At 40.3% G+C, this 26,761-nt stretch carries 20 protein-coding genes; 6 read left to right on the top strand and 14 right to left on the bottom strand.

Annotated elements, in window-relative coordinates:
- Nucleotides 1-264: 264 nt before the first annotated feature.
- Together pqqA and A3774_RS13325 are read right to left on the bottom strand one after the other, a co-directional pair.
- Nucleotides 265-339, bottom strand: coding sequence for a pyrroloquinoline quinone precursor peptide PqqA (gene pqqA, locus A3774_RS16425; RefSeq protein ID WP_075107977.1), 75 nt, complete (start codon nt 337-339; stop codon nt 265-267).
- Between the two features lie 185 nt (nt 340-524).
- A complete protein-coding gene (locus A3774_RS13325) occupies nt 525-2,315 on the bottom strand; it encodes a methyl-accepting chemotaxis protein (protein ID WP_067868463.1) in 1,791 nt (596 codons plus the stop codon).
- Nucleotides 2,316-2,572: 257 nt separating this feature from the next.
- Between A3774_RS13325 and A3774_RS16675 the strand changes: the two genes are divergently transcribed.
- The 4 genes from A3774_RS16675 (at nt 2,573) to A3774_RS13310 (ending at nt 8,898) form a co-directional block, all read left to right on the top strand.
- Complete coding sequence (locus A3774_RS16675) at nt 2,573-2,950, top strand: hypothetical protein (RefSeq protein ID WP_156473717.1); 378 nt, start codon at nt 2,573-2,575, stop codon at nt 2,948-2,950.
- A gap of 206 nt (nt 2,951-3,156) precedes the next feature.
- The gene (locus A3774_RS13320) at nt 3,157-5,154 is read left to right on the top strand and encodes a sigma-54-dependent Fis family transcriptional regulator (protein WP_067868460.1); all 1,998 of its coding nucleotides are present in this window, start codon (nt 3,157-3,159) and stop codon (nt 5,152-5,154) included.
- 583 nt (nt 5,155-5,737) lie between these two features.
- Complete coding sequence (locus A3774_RS13315; protein WP_156473716.1) at nt 5,738-6,967, top strand: hypothetical protein; 1,230 nt, start codon at nt 5,738-5,740, stop codon at nt 6,965-6,967.
- Nucleotides 6,968-7,416: 449 nt separating this feature from the next.
- Nucleotides 7,417-8,898 carry an aldehyde dehydrogenase family protein gene (locus A3774_RS13310; protein ID WP_067868454.1) on the top strand — a complete coding sequence of 494 codons (1,482 nt, stop codon included), beginning with the start codon at nt 7,417-7,419 and terminating at the stop codon, nt 8,896-8,898.
- Nucleotides 8,899-9,187: 289 nt separating this feature from the next.
- Here the strand turns inward: A3774_RS13310 and A3774_RS13305 are convergent, their stop codons facing one another.
- The 3 genes from A3774_RS13305 to aldA all read right to left on the bottom strand — a co-directional run bounded on the left by A3774_RS13305 (nt 9,188) and on the right by aldA (nt 11,992).
- Nucleotides 9,188-9,712 (bottom strand): DUF1097 domain-containing protein, encoded by a 525-nt coding sequence (locus A3774_RS13305; protein ID WP_067868451.1) that lies wholly within the window; start codon nt 9,710-9,712, stop codon nt 9,188-9,190.
- Nucleotides 9,713-10,051: 339 nt separating this feature from the next.
- Entirely contained in the window at nt 10,052-10,492 is a 441-nt protein-coding gene (locus tag A3774_RS13300; protein ID WP_067868448.1) for a hypothetical protein, read from the bottom strand.
- 60 nt (nt 10,493-10,552) lie between these two features.
- Nucleotides 10,553-11,992, bottom strand: a complete 1,440-nt coding sequence (aldA, locus tag A3774_RS13295) for an aldehyde dehydrogenase (protein ID WP_067868445.1) — start codon at nt 11,990-11,992, stop codon at nt 10,553-10,555.
- Between the two features lie 763 nt (nt 11,993-12,755).
- On the opposite strand from aldA, the gene A3774_RS13290 reads away from it, so the two are divergent.
- Nucleotides 12,756-13,706 carry a hypothetical protein gene (locus A3774_RS13290; RefSeq protein WP_067868442.1) on the top strand — a complete coding sequence of 317 codons (951 nt, stop codon included), beginning with the start codon at nt 12,756-12,758 and terminating at the stop codon, nt 13,704-13,706.
- A 2,366-nt stretch (nt 13,707-16,072) separates the two neighbouring features.
- The gene (locus A3774_RS13285) at nt 16,073-17,281 is read left to right on the top strand and encodes a porin (RefSeq protein WP_082792441.1); all 1,209 of its coding nucleotides are present in this window, start codon (nt 16,073-16,075) and stop codon (nt 17,279-17,281) included.
- 842 nt (nt 17,282-18,123) lie between these two features.
- Here A3774_RS13285 and A3774_RS13280 read toward each other — a convergent pair.
- The 9 genes from A3774_RS13280 to A3774_RS13240 form a co-directional block, all read right to left on the bottom strand.
- The gene (locus tag A3774_RS13280) at nt 18,124-19,704 is read right to left on the bottom strand and encodes a GMC family oxidoreductase (RefSeq protein WP_067868439.1); all 1,581 of its coding nucleotides are present in this window, start codon (nt 19,702-19,704) and stop codon (nt 18,124-18,126) included.
- Between the two features lie 17 nt (nt 19,705-19,721).
- Nucleotides 19,722-20,288: a Twin-arginine translocation pathway signal gene (locus A3774_RS13275; RefSeq protein ID WP_067868436.1), complete on the bottom strand. Its 567-nt coding sequence runs from the start codon at nt 20,286-20,288 to the stop codon at nt 19,722-19,724.
- Nucleotides 20,289-20,338: 50 nt separating this feature from the next.
- Nucleotides 20,339-21,115, bottom strand: coding sequence for a lipoate--protein ligase family protein (locus A3774_RS13270; RefSeq protein WP_067868433.1), 777 nt, complete (start codon nt 21,113-21,115; stop codon nt 20,339-20,341).
- Entirely contained in the window at nt 21,108-21,791 is a 684-nt protein-coding gene (locus A3774_RS13265) for a 2-oxo acid dehydrogenase subunit E2 (protein WP_067868431.1), read from the bottom strand. Before A3774_RS13265 ends, A3774_RS13270 begins: the two co-directional genes overlap by 8 nt.
- Before the next feature lie 16 nt (nt 21,792-21,807).
- Nucleotides 21,808-22,038 (bottom strand): biotin/lipoyl-containing protein, encoded by a 231-nt coding sequence (locus A3774_RS13260; protein ID WP_067868421.1) that lies wholly within the window; start codon nt 22,036-22,038, stop codon nt 21,808-21,810.
- Between the two features lie 14 nt (nt 22,039-22,052).
- A complete protein-coding gene (locus A3774_RS13255) occupies nt 22,053-22,511 on the bottom strand; it encodes a hypothetical protein (RefSeq protein WP_067868428.1) in 459 nt (152 codons plus the stop codon).
- 419 nt (nt 22,512-22,930) lie between these two features.
- The gene (locus A3774_RS13250; protein WP_067868424.1) at nt 22,931-25,063 is read right to left on the bottom strand and encodes a PQQ-dependent dehydrogenase, methanol/ethanol family; all 2,133 of its coding nucleotides are present in this window, start codon (nt 25,061-25,063) and stop codon (nt 22,931-22,933) included.
- A gap of 433 nt (nt 25,064-25,496) precedes the next feature.
- Nucleotides 25,497-25,727 (bottom strand): biotin/lipoyl-containing protein, encoded by a 231-nt coding sequence (locus A3774_RS13245; protein WP_067868421.1) that lies wholly within the window; start codon nt 25,725-25,727, stop codon nt 25,497-25,499.
- 3 nt (nt 25,728-25,730) lie between these two features.
- A complete protein-coding gene (locus A3774_RS13240) occupies nt 25,731-26,753 on the bottom strand; it encodes an alpha-ketoacid dehydrogenase subunit beta (RefSeq protein ID WP_075107975.1) in 1,023 nt (340 codons plus the stop codon).
- Between the last annotated feature and the right edge of the window lie 8 nt (nt 26,754-26,761).

Below are 26,761 nucleotides of genomic sequence, written 5' to 3'. Positions count from 1 at the left end.
CGACAGTTACAGTTCCACTGAGGAAAACCGCCGCCAGCGGCTGAGCCTAATACTTGTACTTTCATTATTTTTCTTCTAGTTGATTACTTTATTACAGGCTTTTTGGTATCTATAAAAATAAGAGGTAGAACTAATAAGGAAAGGCGCCTAACCAAAAAAGCTATTCAATAAATCATTTTATATTACAGCTTTGATTAGACGCCGATCTTATGCAACTTATAGATATACAGTTGCGACCATCATCTGGGGAAGATGAAATAAAGCTTAACGGTTTGCAAAGTACATAGTAACTTCAAAACCAATTCTTAGATCGCTATACGTAGGTTTAGACCATTTCATAAGTAACTCCTATTATTAAATTTATTATCTCTTGTTTTAATATTGCTTATCAAAGTGAAACACCTGTTGCAGAAGCGGACAGCTGTTTGCGATATACAGGCATTACACTTCTTACGTAAATACCAAGCTAGATTCATGCCAAAATATCAAATTACGCATACTTACCGCATGATTTCATGCCAACTCTAATTCGACAAAAGCACTTCGGGGTTAAAGCCCATAATTAATGCCCCCCAGTGCCTACCACCCACAAAGACAGGAATTGATAGCTCATTAAGTATTTCACCTGTATCGCGTATATATGTCTGCATAAGGAAAGGTTGTGTATGAGTTGCCCTGCGCTGCTCTGAGCGCGTATCAAAGAAAATCCGCCGATTACGACTTTGGAGATTATCAATTGAGAAATCCCCGATCATAGGCTTAGACACTTTTTTATGATGTGTAGCTATATAGCCACGTTGATCCACCAATACGGTATAGATAAACTCAGAGTTCAACTCTATAAAGCGATCAATGACAGTCTGAAAACAACCATCAAACTTATCCGTACAAGATGTTACAAATTTTGCTGGCTGCTGATCTGGATTAACCCGCTGGTAATTAGTATCAAAAATATTACAACGCTGACCAAGCTCTTCGAGCAATCCCTGTAACTCACCATGAAAGCCCCTACCCTTTACAATAATGCTCTCAAAAGCACCATAACCAATAATGAAACGAGACAGTAACTCTTGACTCTCCTCAGTCGATACCTCTAGATCATTAGAGAAACTCTGAGAGTGCTCCATCTCCTGCTTAATATCCGCAGAAATTTTAGTAATCAGATCCACCTGCTTATGAGAGCTTTTATTGGTGTACGAAAGCTCATCAATAGCAGCACTAATACTGGACAACTGACCATCCACCTGTTCAAAGTCAGTTACCAACTGGCCAAACTGAACGGTTGTTTGTTCGATAAACTGCCCAGTCGATTCAACATAACCCAAAATATTCTTGGCGCTACTCCCTGTATCTGATACTAAGGATGACATCTGAGAGATATTTTTATCAATCTCGCTCGTAGCTGAGCCCACTTTTTGGGCCAACCCTCTGACCTCATCAGCCACAACCGCAAACCCTCGCCCAGCGTCACCCGCACGCGCAGCCTCAATAGAGGCATTAAGCGCTAACAGGTTTGTTTGCTCAGAGAACTCCTGAACCATCAACAATATTTGCGTAATATTTTGCGAATTTGCATGCAAGCTCGCGATTTTAGTTTGAAACTCACTAACTAGCTGCTGAATGGCCTCAACTTGTTCCTGGACCTTCAACAGCTCTGAACTGGAGCCCCGTACATCATTAAGATTTGATGAATTCTGCTCGCTTATTTGGATAGTACTTCTAGCGATCTCCTCTATAGCCTGAGTAGACTCACTACTAGACTGAAAAACCTGATGCGCTTTATCCTCTTGATCACTTGCGTTATTACTTGCCTGCCCAATCACTTTTTTGAGGCGTGCCGCCGACACCGCAATGTTCACACTTCTTGAACGCGTATCCGCAATAATATCCTTAAGCTTAGAAGAGAACTCATTATAACTCCGTGCCATAACCGAAATTTCATCACAGGTATAAACAGGTAGCGTTACTGATATGTCCCCCCCTTTTTCTTTAATAGCACTTAAAACCCGAGTAATATCTTGGATCGGTTTGAGAAAAAGATGGCGCATAAAAAAAATAGTGAAAATACCACCCACCAAAGCCAACCCCACCGTCACTGAAGCCGATAACCAAAACATACTTAAGGCATCCCCCAACAACAGCTTAGTCGATTCAGCCACCTTAGCAGACAACACAATCGACTCAACATATTGTGTATGACGATAAGTTAGAACCATCAAAACAATATTAGGAATGATCAGAAAAGAGACATTACCTACTATCTTTTTAGTAAGAGAATTAAATAAAGTCCGTTCAATACTTTTATATAAACTCATATATCCACTGCTCTTCTTTTTATAATTATCTTTAAGGGCTCAACCCAAAGCACTTGCAAACAGGCTTCCCAATTGTCAGAAACCACTTTTTAACAACGAGCGATGAGCAATAACCAAGACTTTTAGCTATCAAAATATATGCCAAAAATAAAAAAGTGCAAAATAAGTAAATAAAAAAGGAGATAAGAGCTCTAGACATCCCCAATCAAAGCGAGACAAATCCATCTTAGGTATGAAACACTAAAAAGAATAATAAAATGGAAAAAATAAAATACGCCACCAAACAAAACAAAACAAAATCGACATCGGCACCTACATCAACAACCTACCACCAACACTACAGATCCTTTGCCCTTATGAGCAAAAATACTAACTCTGTGGATAAAAAGCGCCAACTGTTGCAAAACTGCAACATCTGTATCATTTCCGTCCTGAGTACAAACCCTGCACCAAACCACACAAACAGAAACACCTGCCTCAACGCAGCAAAAAAACGGTGCACAACAGCAGCAGATGCATTAATTAATCTTTCCTATCAAATAGTTATAAAAAACAAACACAAAGAAACACTTTTAAGGCACGATAAAACCGCCTTATATTTCAACCAATTCCCACATGCAAGTCATGCAATTTAAAGCCGTATTTTGAGCCTAGCAACTATGAAAATCACACACATAAAAGAAAATTTAGGCTGGCATACATCCTGCAAAGATTTCATGAACAATGAAGCCAAACATTGCTACAGTAGAACTCGTATAACAAAAAGCCTTACAATTTAAATAGCGTGAAAGCATGCTCTCATCTATATAGATAAAATTGTAAAGGCAGGAGCGAATCCAGCATGAGAAATATGCCACAAATAAATGGCACCAAGGACGTTGTCGCCTATGTAACAGGGAATTTACAAGATCGAAAAATTATCCCAGGAGATCGAATCGCTAGATCATGGGAAAGAAGCCTATTAAAGCATGGCCTAGACCCTAAAATCCCCCAACCCGTAGACATCCTTACTCATTATGAGATCCAAGAGCAGCTACAGTTACATGAGGACTATCTAAATATTGCTCGAAATGGATTAACCGGCTTATCAAAACGTATAGCTAACGCAGGTTTTTCCGTCTTACTCACAGATGAATTCGGATTAACGTTAGACGCACGCCTGCCAAAAATGTTTAAAGATACATGCCAAGAGGCAGGGCTATTAGTCGGCTCAACTTGGAAAGAATCACAAGCTGGAACCAATGGCATAGGCACTTGCTTAGAAGAAAAGGAATCCATGATAATTCACCATCATGAGCACTTTTTCGCCAACCACAGCGCCCTAAGTTGCTCAGTCACCCCTATTTTTGATCCACTAGGCAATCTAAAAGGCTGTTTAAATGCTTCATGCCTCAATGTCTCCGGTAGCAAAGAAAATCAATTTCTAACCCTGCAAATGATTATCATGTACGGCAGGATGATTGAAAATAGCTATTTCCGCCAAACGTACCGAAGCCAGATTACAATGAATGTAAAAGAAACTAATAACTTTTCTGACTTAGCACAGGAACAGCTATTAGCAATTAACGAACGCGGCGTTATTATCGGCGCGAACCGTTCAGCATTCGCAGAATACGAAAGCCTACTAGATCGAGGCCAACAATTACTTGGCACCCAAATTGAGGATATTGTTGGTTTAAATGTGGATCAACTACTCACCCAAAGCAACGGTGGTGCATCAACAATCAGGCAGCAATCACCAAAGCTACTTGATGAAATAGAGATAGCTATTCGAGTCCCCGCTAATAGGGCAATGAGAAACAATCAAGAAAATACCATAGCAAAACAAAAAGATATCGCATCACCTTCCGTAAAACACAAGCACCCTACTTTAGAAAAACTAGCTGGGGAGGATGAAGAAGTACTTCGTAATGTGCAACAAATAAGGCATATTATCAACAAAGATATCCCTATTCTAATTACAGGTGAAACTGGCACAGGAAAAGAAGCCTTTGCTCGCGCAATCCACGACGCAAGCAATAAAAAGAACGGCCCTTTCATTGCCTTAAATTGCGCCGCTATTCCAGAATCTTTAATAGAAAGCGAGCTATTTGGCTACAAAAGCGGCTCATTTACTGGCGCTAACCGTAAAGGAATGAAAGGAAAGCTCGAACAAGCAAATGAGGGCACAATATTTCTTGATGAGATAGGAGATATGCCTGCACAGCTGCAAACACGCTTATTACGAGCACTCGCTGAACGTGAAATAATGCCTCTCGGCGCAACCGCTCCTATCCCATTGGATATACAAGTCATTTCAGCAACCCATCAAGACTTAATGCAACGAATAAAAGAAAAAATGTTCCGTGAAGACTTTTACTATCGGTTAAATGGGATGTCACTAAAACTACCCTCCCTTCGCGAGCGCAATGATAAAGACTTCATAATAAACTGCATACTAGACAGTGAATTAGGCGGCGCAGACGGGGTAGCATTTGCACCTCAAGCACGGCAGATTCTTCACGATTATCATTGGCCTGGCAATATACGCCAATTAGCGAACGTGCTCCGCTACGCCCTCGCGGTGTCAAAAGACAAGCATATCACCGTTGACGACCTCCCTATTGAAGTTCGCGCATCCAAAGAAATATACAAAGAAGAGGAAATTATTCCTGAAGCTGAAAAGTCAATGAGCTTATCCGATTTTGTAAGCGACGAAGAAGGCCGCCGCTTAATTGATGCGCTACGCCAATATCGCTGGAATATAACTCAAGTTTCTGAAGAACTTAATATTTGTCGTTCGACCGTTTACAGAAAAATGAAAAAATACAATATAGTTCAACCTAACGATATATATTAAAATCCATTAATCCATTAATCCATTAAAGGCTGGGGCTCATTGCCTCAGCCTTTATATATCACTACAACCTACCTAATATTTTTATTATTTATAAACAATCCTCTTACACACCTATTATTCAAAACAGAATCAGCACCAACGATACTTCCTCTATCCACACCTACAAAAACACACTGTTCAATAAAAGCCAACACCTTATAAAAAATTGAAAACCAGTATTCTCTAAATAATAATCACAAATATCCATATATAAACTTAAATAAAAAACTCATCTATTTTTAAAAGAAATAAATATTATTGAATACCCTTCAGAACACATAAAAAACCACCTAAAAATAAAAAAACACTTGTCGCAAAAACAAAGCACTTATGCGACAAGTGGATAAAAAAAAACACGAGAATAATTACAAACAAGCCGGAAAAATAAAATTCCTCTTAACTTTCAATAAGATAAATAAAATAAATTTGCAAAAAATATCTGGCACAACAATTGCCATATAGGTATTGGCTAGAGTAATTAAAGTTAATTATTTTTGTTCACTAAAACAAAAACTTACTAATAAAAAGTTCGGGGGATTCGTTAATGAAACGAACACTAATAAACATGAATGTTGCTGCTGCAATATTTGCTATGTCCACTGCAGCAACCACAGTAAACGCTGCTGAATTCATGGATGGAAAAATAAAAATCAGTGGCGCAGCTATGCAAGCATGGCAATCAGGCATTGAAGTAGACGGAGCAGCTGCGAATTCTGCAGATGCAGCCGCAGATTCTGCTTTTCAACGCATGCGCTTTGCATTAAACATCAATGCGCAGATATCTGAGAATGTTTCCGTATTCGCTGAGTTATCTGAAGAACCTAACGACTGGGGTAACGGCAGCGCTGCAATCAGCCAAGATTTAGGCTGGATTCAGTTTGACCTACCTAGCAACACAGGTGTTCGCCTAGGTAATGTTATTTCAACAACTCAAAACTTTATCCGCTACTCAGATGGTGCTGCTGTACAAAGTAACCCGTTTGTAGGTAACGGTCTAGTCGACATGATTACTGCTGAGGAAGGTCTATGGGCTTATGGTTCTCATAATCTATCTAGCGGCACAAACGTAACATGGGATGCCGTACTAGCAACACCTGACTTCTTCACAGATTTCTCTGACGGTCACGGTTATAACATGGGCTTACGCGGTACCATTAACCTAGAAAGCGGTCTTTCTTTTGGTGCAGGTACGTTTAAAACCAATCACGACCAAGCATCAGTTGCTGGCAAAGCGGCTGGTTCATTGATTGCTGTTGGTGATGGCGACAACTACCAGTTCGCAAACACTGCTGTTAATGCACGCGGAACTCACCCACTGATCGTTCCAGGTGTTGATGCCTTCATTTGGCAGGCTGATGTGCAATATAAAGCTAACAACTTCCTTGTACACGGCCTTATCGGTCAAGCAGAAGATGATTACAGCTGGGTAGGCCAAGGTGCAGGCGGCTCAGGTTTAACCTCGACAAGCTACGTAGCACAAAAATCTAAGATGGCCTTCTGGTCAATCGAGGGTAAATACGATATCAGCAATGATTTCTACGTCGCTGCTCGTTATGCAGAATCAGAAAACAAAAGTGCTGGTATCAGCGGTCCAAACGAAGCTACACGCTTACAGGTTGGTGCCGGTTACTGGATGAACGACTCTACTCTGTTTAAAGCTGAATATGTTAAACAGGAAGAAGATCAGTTCTCCGGCGGTGGCGCTACAGACTCTAGTGTTGCTGGCGGAACAGAATGGGACGGTTTAATCGTAGAAGCATCTGTAACCTTCTAATCGATTAACGTGGGAGCCCACCCCCTTCGGGCTCCCATCGTTTTCTTTCTCTCTTTCGTTAGATAATTACGTCATCATTTACTCTCGGTGAGTCTCACCTATTTCGTTGTGATTTTCACCCTTGAAGAAAATCGATACCTCCGTTTTCTTCAATCTACTGTTACGACAGCAGTGGCTTTGGCCTGCCTAAGTTCGCACTCTAAGGCAGGCCCTTTTTACCCCTAGGCCCAGAAATTTAAACAAAAAAGCATCACTTGTTGCGTGACTAAAACAGTAATAGCACTACGGAATAAACCCGCAAACCAAAACATTTAGAACCCCATAAAAGTCCTTATAAAACAGATAATTAAAATTTATTTTTTTCCAAAAAAACATCTTAAACATGGCACATATACTGCTAATTTAATCTTATTCACAATAAAACTAATAACCAGCTAATGGAGTAGTCTATGAACGATTTCCTAACCCCGCAAGCGAAACAATTTTTAAGTCAGTCGATCCCACAATTCATTAATGGTACTTGGATCAATAGTGAAAGCGGAAAAACTACAGATGTTATTGATCCATCATCTGGATCAAAAATTGCCACGGTCTCTTCTGGTGACGCACAAGATGTTAACCTGGCCGTAGTAACAGCAGATAAGGCATTTAAAAACTGGTCAGCACTATCACCTGCAGAACGCGCTCAATATTTAAACCGCCTTGCTGACAAACTTGAAAGCGAGTCTGAGACGCTCGCCCAATTAGAAGCGCTTGATGTAGGTAAAGCATTCGTCAATGCTGATGGCTTCGATATTCCTTTCGGCATTGAATGTGTACGTTACTATGCAGATCTTGCTGTCAATGCTGATTACGGCAAAACTTTAGATTTAAAAGATATGGACGCACGCGTCCACCGCGCTCCTTATGGCGTTTGTGGTTTTATATTTCCTTGGAACTTCCCTTTTGACCTTCTCATGTGGAACGTTATACCTGCGTTAGCTGCGGGTAATACCGTTGTTATAAAACCAGCCGAGTTAACACCTCTAACCACTCTGTATGTATGTAAGTTAGCTGAAGAAGTTGGCATTCCTGCTGGCGTAATTAATGTTGTTGTTGGTGCAGGTAGAGCTGTAGGCACACCACTTATTGAGCATCCTAAAACACGCCGTATTTCGTTTACTGGCTCTTCCGGTGTAGGCAAACAAATAGCTTCCATGTGTGGTCAACGCCCTATTCCTTGCAAACTAGAGCTTGGCGGTAAAGGTGCTGCGGTTGTCTTTGATGATGCTGATATCGATAATGCTGTGGAGCAACTTGCAGGCGCGATCACTCTAAACACTGGACAAGTTTGCTGTACCGCAACGCGTTGGTTAATTCACGAAAACATCTACGATCAATTTGTTGAAAAAGTAACAACTAAATTGAAAAGCACCGTTATTGGGCCTGGTATAGATCCAAAAACAGAGATGGGACCTGTCGTGAGCCAAGCTCAACAAAATACAGTTCTCGAGTATTTAGATAAAGGCTTAACTGAAGGTGCCGTTGAAGTCTTAGCTGGCGGCAAGGTTTCTGTTAATGGTCATGATGGGGGGTATTACGTATCACCTTATCTATTAACAGGCTCACCTAACAACATCTGCTTTAAAGAAGAGATCTTCGGCCCAGCCGCTTTTCTTGTTAAATTCAAAACTGAAGGTGAAGCACTAGAACTAGTTAATAGCTTAGAGTACGGATTAGCAAATAGTGTATTCAGTCGTGATATTGAACGCTGCAACCGTGTAGCAGAACAGATGATTGCAGGGAATAGCTGGATTAATGCTCATAACGTTTTTGCATACGGCTTACCTTACGGCGGGATCAATATGAGTGGTGTTGGTGGTGGCGTAAACTCCCCAGAAACATTCTATGATTACTTACGTGAACTAACTATTGCTAGACCTCTTGGCTAGCCCTTATTGCTCTTAAAACAAAACTGGGTATTTATATAAATGCCCGGTTTTTTTTATCTCTAAGTTAGCCCCTCTCATATCCCCCTTTCACATCAAGATTTATAACTAATTATTTTCAGCAAAGAGTGCACTTCATAACGTTTTTATAAGTGACAATAAAATATAAAAAAAACCCTAAACCAAAGGCTTAGGGCTAAAGCCGCCGTGAATAGCGGATGGATTTGGTACCACCGTAGAAGATGCGGTACCGAGAGCGAAGGGTACTACTCGTATAACAGGGTGAAAAACCTTATGCTTCTGCTGACACTGCGCCTGCTGCTAAGGTTGAAAGCTTTCCAAAAATAGCTCCCAAAATAAATGATAGAGAGATGATTAATAATGGGTTTTCAAATGATGCTGATGTTAATGTCTCTAAAGACATTTTCCCTTCAGTCTGGAGCAGGTAAGCAAAGGTTGCAGCATAAGAAAGAACCGATGCAGGCACCGCTCCAAAAATTGAAAGGTTAGAAGCGAACACTACGGTAAAGGCAGTTACTGCCACGACTATTGCCGCCCATAATGGACCTCCTAAAACTTCACCCAGTGGAAGTTTTAATAGAATAAAAGCGCCTATCCAGCCAATAACAACGCCGAAGACGCCGCAAACAATAGTATTTTTAAATGCAGTGTTATCCGCGCCTAAAGCAGCAAATGCTGCCCACGCAACGAAGATCGCCCAAATCAGAACGAGACCTGATAAAGGACTAAGTGCCATCCAGGTAGCTAACGCACCGAATATAGCGATACTTAAAGAAGTAGCGGTTAAAGGGTTCATAAATGACTTTTCCTTATTTTTCTTAAATTTATGTCATTGAATAAATGATATAACTAACCATTTATTAATTATCAATATAAACAAAGCAGTTATAATGCCAACTACGCATAAAAACAAAATAAGCCATAACCCCTTATAAAATGGAGGCTGTATATTTAAAAGCAACAAAAAAACAAAAAACAAACTGCGTCAATTGTCGCATAACTTAAACATAAATCATGAATAAAAATACAGAAAGCGACACTTAAAAGGTCAATCTTATAAAGAAGATAAAAACTAGGGGGATAAAAAATATACGTTTATGAATAAATAATTTTTAAAAAACAGCGATATAAAAAACTAATCTTTTACAATAAGGACGATTGAGTTAGAAGAGATAGAGTTAGGGGAGATTATTTCAATATATTCATTACTATATCCTGAACCACTAGCAATACGATGCAAAGCCAACTCGATATTATCAACAACATCCCGCTCTTGGATAATCAATACAGTATAATGAGGCATATCTATCGACTTAATATTATCATGAACTCTCTTATCAACAAATAAAATCGAACTCTCCTCAACCGCCAGCAACATTTTAAAAACAACAAAGCTTAAATTTCTATCAAAAGAAAAAGAAGAAGTTCCTTTTTCAGCAAAGCATAAATTTAATTTATCACCTACCTCCCCAGTTAATTCAAGGTGCGACAATAAAACATTATATATTTCACCTTCATCCTTTATGTCATAAACAGGAATATTTAATAATGATAATTTACGTTTTAATTTACCCATAAATACTCCTAAAAAGGGGAACCATTAATTCCCCTTTTACCAAAAAGGTCTGATAGCTAATTAGCTCTGAATATAGGCAACATGAGTATGAGTATATTCATACAAACCATGCTTACCGTCAGCTCCACCGATACCCGATTTACGAACCCCAGCATGAAAACCTTGCATAGCTTCAAAGTTTTCACGATTTACATAAGTTTCACCGTAGTCCAACTCATTGATAGCTTTCATCGTTTCGCTTAAATCACGGGTATAGATTGAAGAGGTCAAGCCATATTCAGACGCATTAGCAATAGCGATCGCTTCATCTAAATCATTAACGATTTGGATAGGCAGTACTGCACCAAAGATCTCTTTGTTCATGATCTCCATATCGCTTGTACAACCGGAAATAACTGTCGGTTGATAATGGAAGCCTTCACCTAGATCAGCAATAGATCCGCCTGTAGTTACTGTCGCCCCCTGCTGCTTAGCAGTCTCAACCATCGCGGCAACTTTATCTAAACCAATTTTGTTAACCAAAGGCCCCATATCAACATCTGGGTTCGCAATTGGATCCCCATAAGTGGTTTCAGCCATAGCAGCGGTCATTTTACTAATAAATTCATCCGCAACTGATGCATGAACATAAACACGCTCTGCACAGTTACAAACCTGGCCTGAGTTAATCACACGGGAGTTTTTGATTGCAGTAACAGCGAGGTCAATATCGGCACTTGGCATTACAATTGCGGGCGCTTTACCACCAAGCTCAAGGTTTAGCTTAGTGATATTCGGTGCTGCGGCAGCCATGATACGAGAACCCGTCTCAACACTACCGGTAAAGCTAATAAGGTCGACACTTGTATGAGTCGTCAAAGCGCTACCTACACCAGCACCTGTTCCACATACAACGTTAAATACACCCTTCGGCAAATCAGTTTCTGCAACCAACTTAGCAAATTCAAAGCAGTTATTAGGTGTTTCTTCACTTGGTTTTATAACAATAGTGTTACCCGTAACTAAAGCTGGCGCCATTTTTCTCGCAATAAGAAAAAATGGGAAGTTCCAAGGTAAAATACCCGCAACCACACCTACAGGCTTATGAAAAAGGAAAATATTTTCACCCGGACGGTCACTTGTAATGACTTCACCCTCAATACGACGAGCCCACTCAGCCATATAGTCCATATAGTCGGCAGTAAAATCCACTTCAACTCTAGCAAGGCTTAACACTTTACCCTGCTCTTCTGTGATGATTTTTGCCAACCTGTCTGCATTTTCACGAATTTTGTTTGCAATCACTCGCAAATAGCCCGCACGCTCATTTGCTGGTTTTGCAGCCCAATCTTTCTGCGCTGCTTTTGCAGCGCCAACAGCCAAGTCAACTTCATTAGCTGAAGCACTAGGAACACGGGATAATAATTGGCCATTAGCAGGATTAAATACATCAATAGTTGACGTAGGCTCCGCCATAAATTCGCCATTAACATAATTTTTATAAACAGGGGCTTCTAACATGACACATTCTCTTTTGTTTTATTGTGAGAAAGAAAGGAAAGCATAAAAAGTAAACTGCTCGCCCAACTCTAGGAATTACCACAATTAATTACTTAGTAGTAACACTCATCGGTTTTTCTATTTTTTATAAAGCGTAAAAATGCGTATTACTTGGTCACTTTTAAAAAGCTCACAACCATCTCAGTACTACTAAAACCCTTCCATAGCACCAATTGCTGTAACACATCCATAAGCATAAAATTTAAAAATAGCCTACGCTTCATAACCAACCTCTCATAAAACTGCAAAGGGTGAGCCAAAGAGACAAACAAACACAGAAAAAATGTAACCTATTGATTTACAATGATTATATAAAAAAAGCGTGATGCAATTATAAGTTTAATGGACTAACTTGAAAGGAAAAAACGACAACTAAAAACAATAAAAATGACTAATAAAAAAACAAAAACAGCTTTAAAAACAATGCCTTAATAAAAAAACAGGAAGTCAAAAAAGAGTAAAATTAGACAACAAAAACATACAAACTAGGCAGCGAAACAAGAATACAACAAGTGTAGCAAAACAAATAACACCTGTGGCGCTACTACAACACGCCACTGCCTATATATACTCAAAAATCTGCTCTCTTTACTTTTTCGCATAGGGCGACCCCAATGCATTTCACCAGTCCCACCCTTAGAGCGTATATTGCATATTCATTGATCGCTGTGGCATACCTTTTGCGTTATGAGGTAAAACTAAAAAGATAATAAGGAATAATGCCGTGAATCGTGCCACTTTAATTAAACTTATGTTGATACCTGCTCTCTCACTATCTTTCACTAATAGCCAAGCTGCGACAGAAATACTTTGGAAAGATGGTACTGACTATATAGGAATCAGCTCTCAACCAACTGCTGCAAACGCAACCCATCCCTACCAATTAAACTCCCAAAAGGTCGCTAGAATTCTTAGCCATCTTGAAATTCAAGAAAAACAAAAAACAAGCTTGACCTCTATTATATCCACCAGCTCGAGTAGTAAGGAAAGACGTGTTTTCACAGATAAAGAGATTGATATTCTCGCCCAAGGTATAAGTGATGCATTACAAAAAGCCTCCAAAAATGAAGCGATTACATTCTCTATTTCGGACTTAAGAAGCATCTATTTTGGTGATAAGCGTTTATCTATCAGTGGAACAGCCTTTGTCCAAGGTGATGCACTGAACCTGCTTTTTGGTGAAATTCATGTAGACCTACACAAAAAATATATACGCTCAGGAGAAGGCGTTAGTAACAGCCGCTTTGCTTCAAATGTTGAACTATCTCACTTTAAGCTTTCAACAGGCGATATAACAGAAGAAACAGATCACGCATGGAAGCTCAAAACCTTCCCCGGAGCAACCAGGGTTAATAACCGTAACGATTGGTTAAGTGTAAACTTAGATCATAAATACGATTACCTTCAGCCGCAGAATCCAACAGAAGTTATACAAAATAAATACCTATCCGAAAATCAGAAAAACAAACAGGACGAGAAAGAATCGGCCATAGAAGAACGTCTACAGCGCTTAGAAAAGGCAACACAAAAAGCCTCTGTTGCAACAACAGCTCCTTCTCCTAATGCAAACTCCGTAGAAGCCCGACTTAAAAAGGTGAAATCACTTTACGAGCAAGGCGTTATTCCGGAAAGCGTTTACCTCAAAAAAATGAACGCTATAATAAGTGAACTGTAAATCCCGATTAATAACAGCTTTTGATCTTGAGTATTGTGGATAAATAGCAGTAAAAAATTGTCTGATACATTTTTATATCATTACTTTTACCCCTATATTGTCTACATTAAGGGTAAAAGTAGTGATCATAAATTATTCATCAGTGATGATTATGAAATAATAGTTTTCAGCATTGCCTTCTTACTTATTATATCAAGCATTTATATCCCGTATGGAAACTCAACCATTTTCACTCAGATTAGTAAGTTTATGCTAAAAATATTAATGCGAACCCTCACATAAAAGTTATTAAAAGCTTTTATTTTTATATAGAAAAAGTGTGAAGTAGAAAAACAATTAAGCGTACCCAAAGAAACTGCTTAATTAAATAAAGAACCATGTGTAACTAATATTGACCTTACTAACGAAATACAGCGTTTAAACGGGAAGGGATACCCATATAAAAATGCATGAGCTGAATACTCCGTTTGCTAGTAACCTAGGCATAAAGATAATTACACCTTAATTCGCTCCAATAAGGTATTCCTTATTATGGCAATACTTACCACTCTTCCCTTTCGTCAATTCAACCGGATCAAACAAACTCACTAACGCTTTATGGGTGAATATTATTTTCCTCTGTCGCCATCCCTACCACTGGACGACCTTTTTTATAAGTTGCTTTAGTAATTTTTGGTATAGTCAACTGCCAACTTAAAATCCGTAACCAAGATAAGGGGAGCCGCTAATTATTTTTTAAAACTTTCCTTGTTTACGATAAACTCAGGAATTACTTTTCTACTAATAAGTGACTCCTATTGTTCAGAAGACGAATACTGCTTAACAAATTATCGGTAATGACAGACAACATCAGATTCAAATCAACATTATCAAACTACCCCACCACGGTTTTATTCGTATCGTTAGAAGTAAAAGAATAACGTCACTTAAATACAATTGAGGAGCCTAATTGTGAAACTAACAATGAAAATTTCGCCAAGACCCGTCAATGAACCCGAATTCACCCATCGTAACTCATTCGCTATTTTCATTAATGACATTGCGGTAGTTTTCAACTGTTCAAATAAGTCAATGGCATCAGCTTGAGTACCAATCAACAAAAAAGACACGAACGGCTATACATTGCCCCTTAGACAATATCTTCATTCGCATTCATATTAGAGTTAGTGCCCGAATCTGTTTAAAAATATTTACTTGGAAAATGAATCATTAAATGGCCATTACTATTCTCAATAACATTACACAAGGTTCAATAAAAACCAAAAATAGCTTTACCCAACGCCGATTAAACCGCTAGCTAGGAAAATGCTTAGCCTTCTTTTAGTCCTAGCAGTAACAGGGGAACAACAAAGACCACCATCAGCACTAGTTAATCATCCTCAAACTGTCACAGCTATAGTAGTACAGGGAAGTATTAAAAAGAGAGATAAATGATCAGTAGTTGAAACTATGCCTCATAAAAAAATACTCGATATATCGCAAAAACCCTGAAGGGAGATGGGTAAGAAGAGACACTACTTGCGATATATCGAGCGAATAGCTTAAGCGACAGCATTCACTAAGCTAGAGTAGAGCGTCATTACTAACATAAGAGTAAATAGCAAAATGGATACCAAAAACATAACTAATTGATATATAGGAATAATATCAATCTATTTATTTTTAAAATTTTGTTTATGCAACATACCGTATCGATCTAATGCGACAAATCGACCAAACAAGTCACAGCTAACATGCGAATACCACCCAGAATCACAGGGACCATTAATGCAAAGCAGGTTCACGCCTATAGATACACAATAAAATCCAATCTAAGCATCTGTATTGACCTATCCTAAAATGGTTATTTTCTAGCTATATAGAAAAAATCAAATAAAATAGTTTTGTATCAAGCTTCGGACTAACGAAACAATGTGATTCAATTTCTGAAACAAACTGTTTCAATAATCTTAAAAAATAACTAATAATCTTATTTTTTTACTCCACTCAAAATTTTTCTTAAAAATAATCAAGAAGTCATTCTTACTAAGTGCCTGTAGCTATTTGATAAATAATATAACCCATTGATATATATTAATAAATAAAACAAAAGAACTCTCCACTCCCCCAAAAAAACACTACGCTCCATCATTTTATAATGATCAAAACAAAAAAAATTCAACACCCTCAAAAAAACAATATAAACAATTGAAAAATAACAATTTTTACTAAAAAAAACACTCAAAATAAAAATCTATTGGCACATAAAATGCTTTTCCCCCTATGAATTGATGATAAGCCAATTTCACATTGGAGCGATTAAAAAGAACTCTGAGTGAAATCCCGTTGATAAATCTAATTATAAAATTCCACTGGGGAGTAATTATATGAACGCTAAGAAGGTATCCCAAGCTCAGCTTGGCACGGTCAGCCCTATTAAGGCGCTGACAGCAGCGATTCTTCTATCCACCACTGCAAGCACTGTATCTGCTGATATTCTTATCGGTGAAACAGATTCTACTAAATTATCTATGTACGGTATTTTAGATATAGGTATTCTCGCACAAGATAATGTCACTACGAACGGAAATGAAAAAGTTGGCGTTGAAACAAGTGGCTTGCGCCAGACCGTTATTGGCTTTAAAGGCAGCCGCAGTTTAGATAACGACATGGAGGCGTTCTTTAACCTTGAAGCTCATTTTGACCTAGATACAGGTATGTTCCATGGTACAGGTGACACTACAACAGCGGATGCTGATGATGGCAGTGGCGACATTCTTTTTCGTCGTCAAGCTAACTTAGGTTTGACAGGCGATTGGGGTACCGTCATCGCAGGTCGCCAATATGGGCCAGCACTACTTGCCCACCTTGCAACGGAACCACGCATCTTTAAAGAGCAGTTCTCCAACCTGTACGCTTGGGCCTACAGCCAATACTTCTCCACTATCAACAACGCAGGTTCCGGTGGCCGTAATGCCAACAATGATGTCGGTATTTTCTTCAAAAATGCGATTCAATACCGTAACAACATCAATGGCTTAGATTTTGGTGTTCTGTACTCTTTTGGTGGCCAAGAAGGTTCACAAAAAGATGGTGACGTAATTGCGATCGGCGCGGCTTACACAACTGGCCCACTTTCACTGTCTGGTTCATTCCAGAATATGCATGACCAACAAACAGGTGAAGATGTAGTCACCAGCTGGGCAACCGGTGCGGCCTACAACTTGGGTGATCTTACTTTTAAGATTAACTACATGAACACTGAGAATAACGATCAAAATGGCAACGAAATCCTTGATCTTGATGCCCTAGGCATGGGTGTCGATTGGAAATGGGCGGCAAAACACACAGCCACCGTTGCGTACTATATCAATGAAGATAATGCACCTACAACAAGTGCAGAAACTAAGTCTTTAGTACTTAGTAATGAGTACACTATGGGTGACTCTACAACCATGTACGCTCAAATGGCTTATGTCGATTCCGATGCAGGCATGAGCACTGTTTCACAATATGCAACTTCTATTGTAGCGACTCCAGCACCAGTGGGCGAAAAAACAACACTGGTCAACATTGGTGTTAACTTCGCTTTCTAAGAGAAACAGGGGCTAAATATCGCTGAGCAGATTTCTCACCCCCTTCTGAGCCATCTGCTTAGCCATAACCCCGACCAAAAACTAGCGAGATCAGCTCCGCTAGTTTTTCCAGTTCTAGAAGCCTATGTAGATACGCTATGTTCATAACTTTCACAGCATGAACTTATCGTAAGGTACAGAGGCTCAGTTAAACATCAGTGTTTAAACGTCTCTGATGTTTACTGCTAGAAATAGGGTTTTATTGATCTGGTTTTTCGCCCCCAAGCGGTAAGCAATCACTAAAACTCTATTAGGGATATCGGTGTTTAAACGTCACCGTTCCCGCAATACGTCAGGATACTCAGGTAGCTAAAACAATCACTTTGTTCCCCAAGCATTAGCGTTTGTTTAGTGTAAACCTTGAATTTGAAGGTAAGCGTTTAAACGTCGCGGCTCTTCAAACATCCTAAACGTAAGAGTCTAGCTTGACTAACTTCGTCGCCCCCAAGCTATGAAGCTAGCCTTTGTTAAATATGGCTCACTAAAAACCGGTGCCTAAACGTCGCCGGTTTTTTTTAACACCTTCCATACTCCTTATTAATGCCCTAGCTCCCCTCATATCCAACGCCAAATATTCTCTAGGCAAATTAACTTTTCAAAGAGAATGACGAGATACAAGAAAGTGAGTGAGGCGTAGATACTACGTCTGTGTAAAACAGAGTAAACGTCAACAATTATTTGTATGGACGCCTAGTCTTATAAACATTATCGAAAGATCAAAGAATAGATACAATAAGGAAAGCACAAACATAAAAAAGCACGCCATAAGGCGTGCTAAAGGGTCTATAGGAATGTCAAAAAACTTAGATCTCTTTACGCTTCATCTGATCAGCAATGTAGTCAGCCTGTCTTATTGCCAACGCGACAATGGTCAACGTCGGGTTTTCAGTGCCACTCGAGGTAAACTGACTACCATCTGATACAAACAGGTTTTTAATATCATGGGCTTGCCCCCAACGGTTAACTACACCATCACGTGCATGCTCACTCATACGGTTTGTACCCATATTATGGCTCGCAGGGTACGGAGGTAAGTTATTCACTTTCAGTGCCCCAACCGCATCGAACAACTCTTTTGATCGATCGTATGCATGGTTACGCATACGCGTATCATTAATATGGTCTGTTTTATAAACAACGGGTACAGGTAAACCGTACTGATCTTTTTCAGTTGCATGCAACGTTATATTGTTTGATTCAACCGCCATATCCTCACCACAGATCCAAAAACCTGCCATGTTGCCATAATTAGCAAGTGAATCCGCTAATTCTCGTCCCCAGCCACCTTTACCAGGATTAAGGAACGCTGACATGAAAGGTAAACCTAAATGAAGGATTTCTAATTCATAGCCTGCAAGGTGCCCACGTGTTGGATCATTATCCTTCCATTCATGCACAATACCCGGCACAACGGTACTTTTATACATATGTACGGGCTTTTCAAATTCTGCATAAACACCACCAGTTGTATGGGTCATATAATTTTGACCCACTTGACCAGAGGAGTTAGCTAAACCATCAGGGAACATAGAGGATTCAGAGTTAAGAAGCATACGTGGCGATTCAATTGAGTTACCCGCTACCGCAACAATTCGAGCTTTTTGCAGCTGCTGATTTCCATCTTTATCAGCATATAGAACACCAGTGACTTTACCTGTTTTGTCATGCTCAATACGAAGCACCATAGATTGAGGGCGGACTTCAACATTACCGGTCGCTTCCGCTTTTGGAATCTCTGTATACATGGTTGACCATTTCGCACCAATACGACAGCCTTGCATACAGAAACCATTAACCTGACAAGGTGGACGACCATCACGCACTTCCGTATTGATCGCTAACTTAGCCTGTTCACAACGAGCTCCAATACGTTTAGCCCCTTCAGCAACCACTTTGTAATGACTACTTTTACCGTGATAAGGCATGCCTGTAGCTTCGGTACCACAGACGCCCATTTTTTTCTCTGCCTTGACGTAATATGGTTCCATTTCTTTAAGCGATATAGGCCAATCTAAAACATTGGCTCCTGGCACCGTACCGTTGGTCGTTTTCATTTTGAACTCATGTTCCTGAAAACGCATCGCTACACCGGCCCAATGCATAGTAGCACCACCTACCCCTTTTACTATCCAAGCAGGTAAGTTTGGAAAATCTTCAGCAATTCGTGCAGGTCCAACCACATAGCGTTTATCCAGCCACGAGATTTTTCCAAACATCTTCCATTCATCGTTTTCTATATCATCCATTTTAAAGCGTTTACCTGCTTCAAGAACAACAGAACGAATACCTTTCTGCGCAAGCTCATTCGCTAATGTGCCGCCACCAGCACCAGAACCTATGATTACTACCAAGCTATCATCATTTAAATCAAATTTTGCAGACATACTTATTCTCCCGTTGCTCAAAGCCAATCGATTGCATCATAACCGCGGTTGATATAACCGCCTTTTTCCCAAGCAGAACCACCAAAACCAAAAAGCGGCCATATCTCTGGATTGTTATAAATGCCCATCATCAAGGCACCTTTGATCTTCTGGAAGAACGGGGTAGGTTCTAGCATTTTAAGAACAACGACACGTTCCTGTTCAGATTTAATTTGAGTAAACGCTACACCATATTTTTCAACTGAGGTTTTATCTAATAATTTAACCCCATCTTCTAATAGCGAAAAAAGCTCAGCATCTTTCTCTGCAGCTTCAGCCATTGGTGACATTACTTGTACATAATATTTATCTTCCAATGTATCGTGAGGATAAATATCACGCGCAAGTTTTAATAAAGTTGTATTTGCATCATTGCCTATTTTTTGAGCGGCAAAACTATTTGGAGAAAATAAACCGCCACCGACAACAACTGCTGAAGCCCCTAACGCTAATTTACCCGATTTAGCTAAAAAATTTCTACGATCGGAACAGTGATTATCAGATTTTCCAAATGATGATAATAATGTTTTTTTATTTTTATTCATAATAGCTCCAATTCTCTACCTCACAGTAAAAAGAAAAGTTTATTGAATATTTATTTAAAATGATTTTCAGAAAATTCATCAATATATTTACTTAAAGACAAATCCAAACCATCAAGCATTTTTATAACAAATCCCTCTCCCCCACTATTAAGTAGTTGAGAAAGCGAAATATGTTTATTATCGATAATGAATGGCTTCAAATTACAGGTTTTATAAAAAGCATTTGATATATTCCACATGGACGACAAGTCACCATCGCATAAAATAACCGCGTGCATCAACAAAGCCATATCACTGCCATCTTCTCTTACTGCAGGATCTGTGATTTTTTTCCACCGCTGCGCAGTACCTACTAACTTTTGGCCATCGACAACAACATTAAAGTCGCCATCACAAAAAGCACCATCAATAGAGGAACAACTGCCCGTTATATTCTGTTCGGCTAACCATTGAATAATCGCTTGACAGATAACTTGATAGCTCTCTTTAATGCTTAACTGACCTTTCTTGCACTTTAAAACAATAGAGAGATTAATAAAGCCTTCACTTTGCGGTGTTAGCTCCCCTCCAGTACTTCTTACAACGACCGGCCACCCCTGTTCTGCACAAAAATCACAGGCCTGTTTAAAGTTATCACGATGAGTCGCACTTTTAGGAACCACTAATGCCTGCTTACTTCGCCAAAGCGCATAGCCACACTGCGCGTCCCCTTTAAGAACCTGATCCAGTAAGCTTTGCTCAAGATCCAGACCAGAGGAGATATGCATAGGCGTAGGGACTTTAATCTTCGCTATACGCCTATAATCAGCCTTTACCAAGCTATTCACTTTCAATTTCCTGACAAAGGTCAGATAGGAAGTCCGCGGCAGGTGCACCATCAATTGCACGATGGTCAAACGTCAGCGATAACCCCATCATTCTTTTTTCAGATAACTGACCATTATCAATAACTAAATCGGTATAAGTTTCACCTACCCCTAAAATAGCTAATTGAGGCAAATTGATAATAGGCGTAAAAAACCTAACTCGACTTCGACCGATATTAGTCAATGTAAAGGTACCACCCGTCATTTCAGATACAGTCAGACCTCCAGTTTTAGCTCGTTGCAAAGCATCACGTCGTGCTAGAGCTCGCTCTTGGAGATCTTTTTGGTCCGCAGCAAATACAGCTGGGGCCATCAATTTCCCCCCGGGCAAGCCAATTGCAAAACTCAAATCAATATTGCGATAAACACGTATCTCTCCATCTTCAATACGCCCATTCATTGTTGGATGCTTTTTAAGTGTACGAACAAGGTAATCGGCTAGCAGGTCTTCAATGGAGATATTCACTCCCTGCTCTGCCATTTTTTCTTTACGTAACCACATATTTTCAACTGAACATACGGCGTGATGTGTCAGCTGTGCTGCTTCATCAAGACTACGTCGCATGTTATTCGCTATCATGCCTCTCAAACCTTTAAGGGGCGTTATTTTAATTGTATCTGCATCTGAATCTATCATCTGGATCTCCTAAACCTTATCCTATCGTGGCAACTTTCTGGCCTTTTTCGACAACATCATCCGCATCACTAATGAGGCTTAGTTTGCCGCTTGCTGGGGCTAAAAGTTCATACTGAATTTTTTCTACCATAAGCTCAGCAATCACATCTCCTTCACTTACATCTCCTCCATCACTGGCCAACCAAGAAGTGATTACTGCTTCAGAGTCTTCTTCCCATAGATCTACTGGAACGATTACATCGGTCATTGTTTATACTTCCTTCATTTTGTTAAAAGCTTCGATAATTTTTTCTGGGCTTGGAAGCGCCCACTGTTCCATTGGCGGGGTAAACGGAATTGGGTTATAACTCGCTGCGGCGCTGCTTTCAATGGCACTCCGGCATCAACGACAATGGCAATAATTTCACCGCTCATGCCATAACTGTGATAATCCTCATCGACAACAATTAAACGACCTTCCTTTTTCACTGGCTCAATCAATGCTTCACAATCAAGCTGCACTGTAGAGGTAACAATATCGTCAGCGTTAAGGAGGGTACATACATCAACTGCACATGATTTTTGATCATTAGAAAAACGTATTCCGCTGGGGAGAGAGTGATTAGCCATATTGACAGGTGGTTTTTCTTCCATATAAATCGTCTCAATAGTTTCCTCAAAAAACCGGCTAATGAGCATGTGTTTATAAATCCATTTTTCTTGTTCTTGGCTAGGTATCATCTCAAGCTCCCAACATCTGTGTTATTGCTTAAACACGTACCAGAGTTATATTCCATAAAAGCAAACAGCATGCCATAAGCTATCTCATTGTTTTATATGGATTATTTTGAATAGCCAAGTTATTTAAAACACTTAGCTAAGGTCAAGGTGATTCACAGACTGCTACAGTGTGTTCCAGAAAGCTTCTGCTATGAGGCATAGACGCATATATAGTTAAACGGGACGGGATCCCACTACCATTTCAAACACTGCAATTTCGACAAATTAAAACAAAAAAGCCCGAATCCTTTGTGATGAGGTACTAACTAGAGCACCTATTTTCTTCACGCAGATTCAGGCTTTATATGTATTTCAAACTTTATCGCTTGTCGGTCTCATCAACCTAAGGGATTCGTTTGACGTTTGAATAAACGTTATGCCTAGTGCCCTCCTCCTGATTTCACGCCATCGTGCGCTTGTCTACGAACGAAATGGCGAATGCTTTCTAACTCTGCATCGGTTAAATCAGGGAATTTAGGCATGCCATTAACGAGCAGCGCACCACCACGGACAACTCTCTCAAACAACTCTTCATTACCTTTGAGCAGAATCGGGGACTCACGCAGGTCAGGAGCTTTCATACCGGCAACCGCTCCACCACCATGACAAGCGACACACAAGTTTTCTGCAAACACACCCGCACCCACATCCGCTTTCTTAGCATCAACCTCAAACTTCTCGTCTAAGATTGGCTTGGCAAGTTGTGGTGCCGGCTGTTCTGGAATTAGCGCTTTCCCGTCAAGCGAAAAGGTCATTATACGACGCTCATGCAAGCCGTATTTCCAACCGTGCCCCTCAAAGCCGAGTTCGCCAGAGCCACCAAAGTTAGAAGCTAATGCACCACCAGGCCCCACTAGAAGAGAAACCATCTGCTTACCATCCAGCTTATAAGTAATTGGCGGTGCAGAGATACCCAGACCTACGTCATAAGACCAAAGAACATCACCTGTGCGCGCATCATAAGCTTTAAACATACCATCAGGCAGACCCTGGAAAATTAAGTTACCCGCTGTAGTCAAGGTGCCACCACCCCACGGGCTTTTTTGGTTCACTTGCCAAACACGCTCATTTTTAACTGGATCCCAGGCCTGCAAAGAGCCCCGAGATTCATGAGGATCTTTCGTCAACTCCCAACCACTTAAGCCCAAATACAGCTTATGGCTCTTCATCTTATGACCAGTTTTCGTATTCTTGCCGCCATCTTTAAAAGTATTCCCCAAATGGTTAGTGGGAATGAAAGCGAGATTTAATTCGGGGTTATAAGACATTGCATGCCAAGAATGGGCACCAAATGCTGAAGGGTAAATATTTTTCTCACCATCAAGGTAGCGAGCATTTTCAGCAACAATATGGCGTTGCTCTTTTAGGTCATATTTAGTTGACCAGTTAGCATCTGTAAATTTTTCAGCAGAAAGAACCTTGCCATTTGAGCGATCAATGGTATAGAAAAAACCGTTTTTAGGCGCATGCAACACGGCATCAACGTCTTTTCCATCAATTTCCAGATCAGCTAAGACTATATCCATGTTGGAGTTATAGTCCCATGTGTCGCCAGGTGCCGTTTGGACATGCCACTTATATTCACCCGTATCAGCATCTACTGCTACAACAGAACAAAGGTACAGATTATCGCCACCTTCAGGGCTACGGACTTTAATATTCCAAGGGCCGCCGTTACCAGTACCGAAGATCAGCTGATTATACTTCTCATCGTAAGTCCAACCATGCCAAGCGTTACCGCCACCACCGTTTTCCCACCACTTGCCGCTCCATGTTTTAGCTGCTCTTTCCTGAGCTGCATCTTCAAACCCATCTGCAGGGTTTCCAGGAACAATGTAAAAACGCCAAACTTGTTCGCCTGTTTCTGCATCATAGGCAGTCACATAGCCACGCATTGGGCCTAACTCAGTTCCCCCATTACCAACAAACACCTTGCCATCAAAAGCTTTAGGGTGACCTGTAATATTAAGCGGTTGGTCATGATCAAATGTTCGGGTTTGCCAAACTTCCTTACCATCTTTTCTTGTAATCGCAATTAGACGGCCATCCCACGTTGCAATAAATAGCTTATCGCCATAAGTCGACAGGCCACGGTTATGCTTCCAAAATACTTTTTTCATATTATTGTCGGCAATCTCTTTGGCAACTTGTGGATCATATTCCCAAAGCATTTTTCCTGTACGCGCATCGAACGCACGGGTTTTATTCATTTCACCTACATAATACATAACACCATCAACAACCAATGGCGTCCCAACCATATCAGACCGATCAGGTAAAGGCGCATACCATTCAGGCTTTAGCTGACTAACATTATCTACATTAATATCTTTAAGAGGACTAAACCTCTGCTCAGAGTGCGTTCGCCCGTAAGCAAGCCAATCAGTTGTATTTGACTCATCAGAAAGCTCCTTATCCGTAATAATTCTGTCTGATGCCTGTGCTGGCATAAACGTAAGAAGCGAAGCTGCCATAAGCATATGCATACTTAGGCTTGACCGTCTAAATTTCATTTTTATTATCTCCTTAGTTAGAGTTTTTTTCGCTTCAGACAACGCCTAAGCGAATACTCACGGGTAAAATTGCTTCATTGAAGTTAACGTTCCGAAGTAATGTAAATCGCCCTTTCTTTGAAAGAAAACGAGATAAAACAAGGGGTGTCGGTACTCAGCACATAAAAATGTGCTCGACTTCCTCACCACCTAGAACAATCAGTTTCGATAAATGCCACTCAGAACAGATAACCTCATTACCTCCGAATCAAACTCACTAAACTTTTATTAATTAAATACACATAGGTCTGCTCTTTGAGGCAAAAACCACCTAAACAAAGGTCCACTATAAAAACTACGACAAACCTCAATTCATACACCAGAAGCTAACGCCTCAAAAAGCATGTTCGGTTTTTTATATTAATACGTTATACAAAAAACCATATTCAATACCTTATCCTATCGTGGCGACTTTCTGGCCCTTTTCGACAACATCATCTGCATCACTAATAAGGCTTAGTTTGCCACTTGCTGGCGCTAGAAGTTCATACTGAATTTTTTCTACCATAAGCTCAGCAATCACATCTCCTTCACTTACATCTCCTCCATCACTGGCCAACCAAGAAGTGATTACTGCTTCAGAGTCTTCTTCCCATAGATCTACTGGAACGATTACATCGGTCATTGTTTATACTTCCTTCATTTTGTTAAAAGCTTCGATAATTTTTTCTGGGCTTGGAAGCGCCCACTGTTCCATTGGCGGGGTAAACGGAATTGGAATATCAGGATATGCAACTCGCTGCGGTGCGGCCTTCAACGGAACACCCGCCTCAACAACCGTGGCAATAATTTCGCCCGTCATGCCGTAACTGTGGTAATCCTCATCCACAACAATTAAACGACCTGTCTTTTTCACTGATTCAATCACTGCATCACGATCAAGCGGCACTAATGATCTGAGGTCGAGCACCTCTGCACTGACACCTTGTTCTTCTAAGATACGTGCGGCCTTTAGCCCATAATGAACACCGGATGTGATACCAACGATTGTGACATCTGTCCCAGGTCGCGTAACAACCGCTTTGCCTAATGGCACTTCATAATCAGCTTCAGGCACATGGACGATGGCGTCTTTTTCTGTACCCAACCACCCCATGCCTTGCAATGCTTTATGAAACATAAAGACAACAGGGTTAGGATCTCGAATAGCCGCGACCATCATTCCTTTGGCATCATAAGCATTAGAGGGGGCAACCACTTTCATGCCCGGCAGATGCGCAAAGGTGGCATGTACACACTGGGAATGCTGGCCTGCATCGGAATAACCGCCACCTGTAGAAGTCATCAATACCATCGGCACAGTGACATTACCACCAGAAAAGTAAGTGTTTTTTGCCATCATGTTGTAGATAGCGTCAAAACACACACCAAAGAAATCAACAAACATCAATTCCACAACAGGCTTCATACCATCCGATGCAGCACCTACTGCAGCACCGATAAAGGCCGTTTCTGAAATGGGCGTATCACGTACACGAACTGGGCCAAACTCTTTATACAGACCTCGCGTATTACCAAATACGCCACCCAGCTCACCGATATCTTCACCCATAACAAATACTTTTTCATCGGTACGCATCTCTTGTGCAATCGCTTCAGCCATTGCTCGCGCAATCGTCAACTTACGTTCTTTTTCTTTTACTTGAGTCATCTCTATCT

The sequence above is a fragment of the Neptuniibacter marinus genome (assembly GCF_001597725.1).
Classification (GTDB): domain Bacteria; phylum Pseudomonadota; class Gammaproteobacteria; order Pseudomonadales; family Balneatricaceae; genus Neptuniibacter; species Neptuniibacter marinus.
This window is presented reverse-complemented; position numbering and strand designations above follow the sequence as displayed.

Excerpts from the sequence above, each read along its gene's own strand:
- A3774_RS13245 (WP_067868421.1), bottom strand. The coding sequence starts at position 25,727 with ATGACCGATGTAATCGTTCCAGTAGATCTATGGGAAGAAGACTCTGAA.
- A3774_RS13275 (WP_067868436.1), bottom strand. The coding sequence starts at position 20,288 with ATGAATAAAAATAAAAAAACATTATTATCATCATTTGGAAAATCTGAT.
- A3774_RS16675 (WP_156473717.1), top strand. The coding sequence starts at position 2,573 with ATGGAAAAAATAAAATACGCCACCAAACAAAACAAAACAAAATCGACA.
- aldA (WP_067868445.1), bottom strand. The coding sequence starts at position 11,992 with ATGTTAGAAGCCCCTGTTTATAAAAATTATGTTAATGGCGAATTTATG.
- A3774_RS13255 (WP_067868428.1), bottom strand. The coding sequence starts at position 22,511 with ATGATACCTAGCCAAGAACAAGAAAAATGGATTTATAAACACATGCTC.
- A3774_RS13300 (WP_067868448.1), bottom strand. The coding sequence starts at position 10,492 with ATGGGTAAATTAAAACGTAAATTATCATTATTAAATATTCCTGTTTAT.
- A3774_RS13265 (WP_067868431.1), bottom strand. The coding sequence starts at position 21,791 with ATGATAGATTCAGATGCAGATACAATTAAAATAACGCCCCTTAAAGGT.
- A3774_RS13320 (WP_067868460.1), top strand. The coding sequence starts at position 3,157 with ATGAGAAATATGCCACAAATAAATGGCACCAAGGACGTTGTCGCCTAT.
- A3774_RS13280 (WP_067868439.1), bottom strand. The coding sequence starts at position 19,704 with ATGTCTGCAAAATTTGATTTAAATGATGATAGCTTGGTAGTAATCATA.
- A3774_RS13260 (WP_067868421.1), bottom strand. The coding sequence starts at position 22,038 with ATGACCGATGTAATCGTTCCAGTAGATCTATGGGAAGAAGACTCTGAA.
- A3774_RS13310 (WP_067868454.1), top strand. The coding sequence starts at position 7,417 with ATGAACGATTTCCTAACCCCGCAAGCGAAACAATTTTTAAGTCAGTCG.
- A3774_RS13250 (WP_067868424.1), bottom strand. The coding sequence starts at position 25,063 with ATGAAATTTAGACGGTCAAGCCTAAGTATGCATATGCTTATGGCAGCT.
- A3774_RS13325 (WP_067868463.1), bottom strand. The coding sequence starts at position 2,315 with ATGAGTTTATATAAAAGTATTGAACGGACTTTATTTAATTCTCTTACT.
- A3774_RS13315 (WP_156473716.1), top strand. The coding sequence starts at position 5,738 with ATGAAACGAACACTAATAAACATGAATGTTGCTGCTGCAATATTTGCT.
- A3774_RS13305 (WP_067868451.1), bottom strand. The coding sequence starts at position 9,712 with ATGAACCCTTTAACCGCTACTTCTTTAAGTATCGCTATATTCGGTGCG.
- A3774_RS13240 (WP_075107975.1), bottom strand. The coding sequence starts at position 26,753 with ATGACTCAAGTAAAAGAAAAAGAACGTAAGTTGACGATTGCGCGAGCA.
- A3774_RS13285 (WP_082792441.1), top strand. The coding sequence starts at position 16,073 with ATGAACGCTAAGAAGGTATCCCAAGCTCAGCTTGGCACGGTCAGCCCT.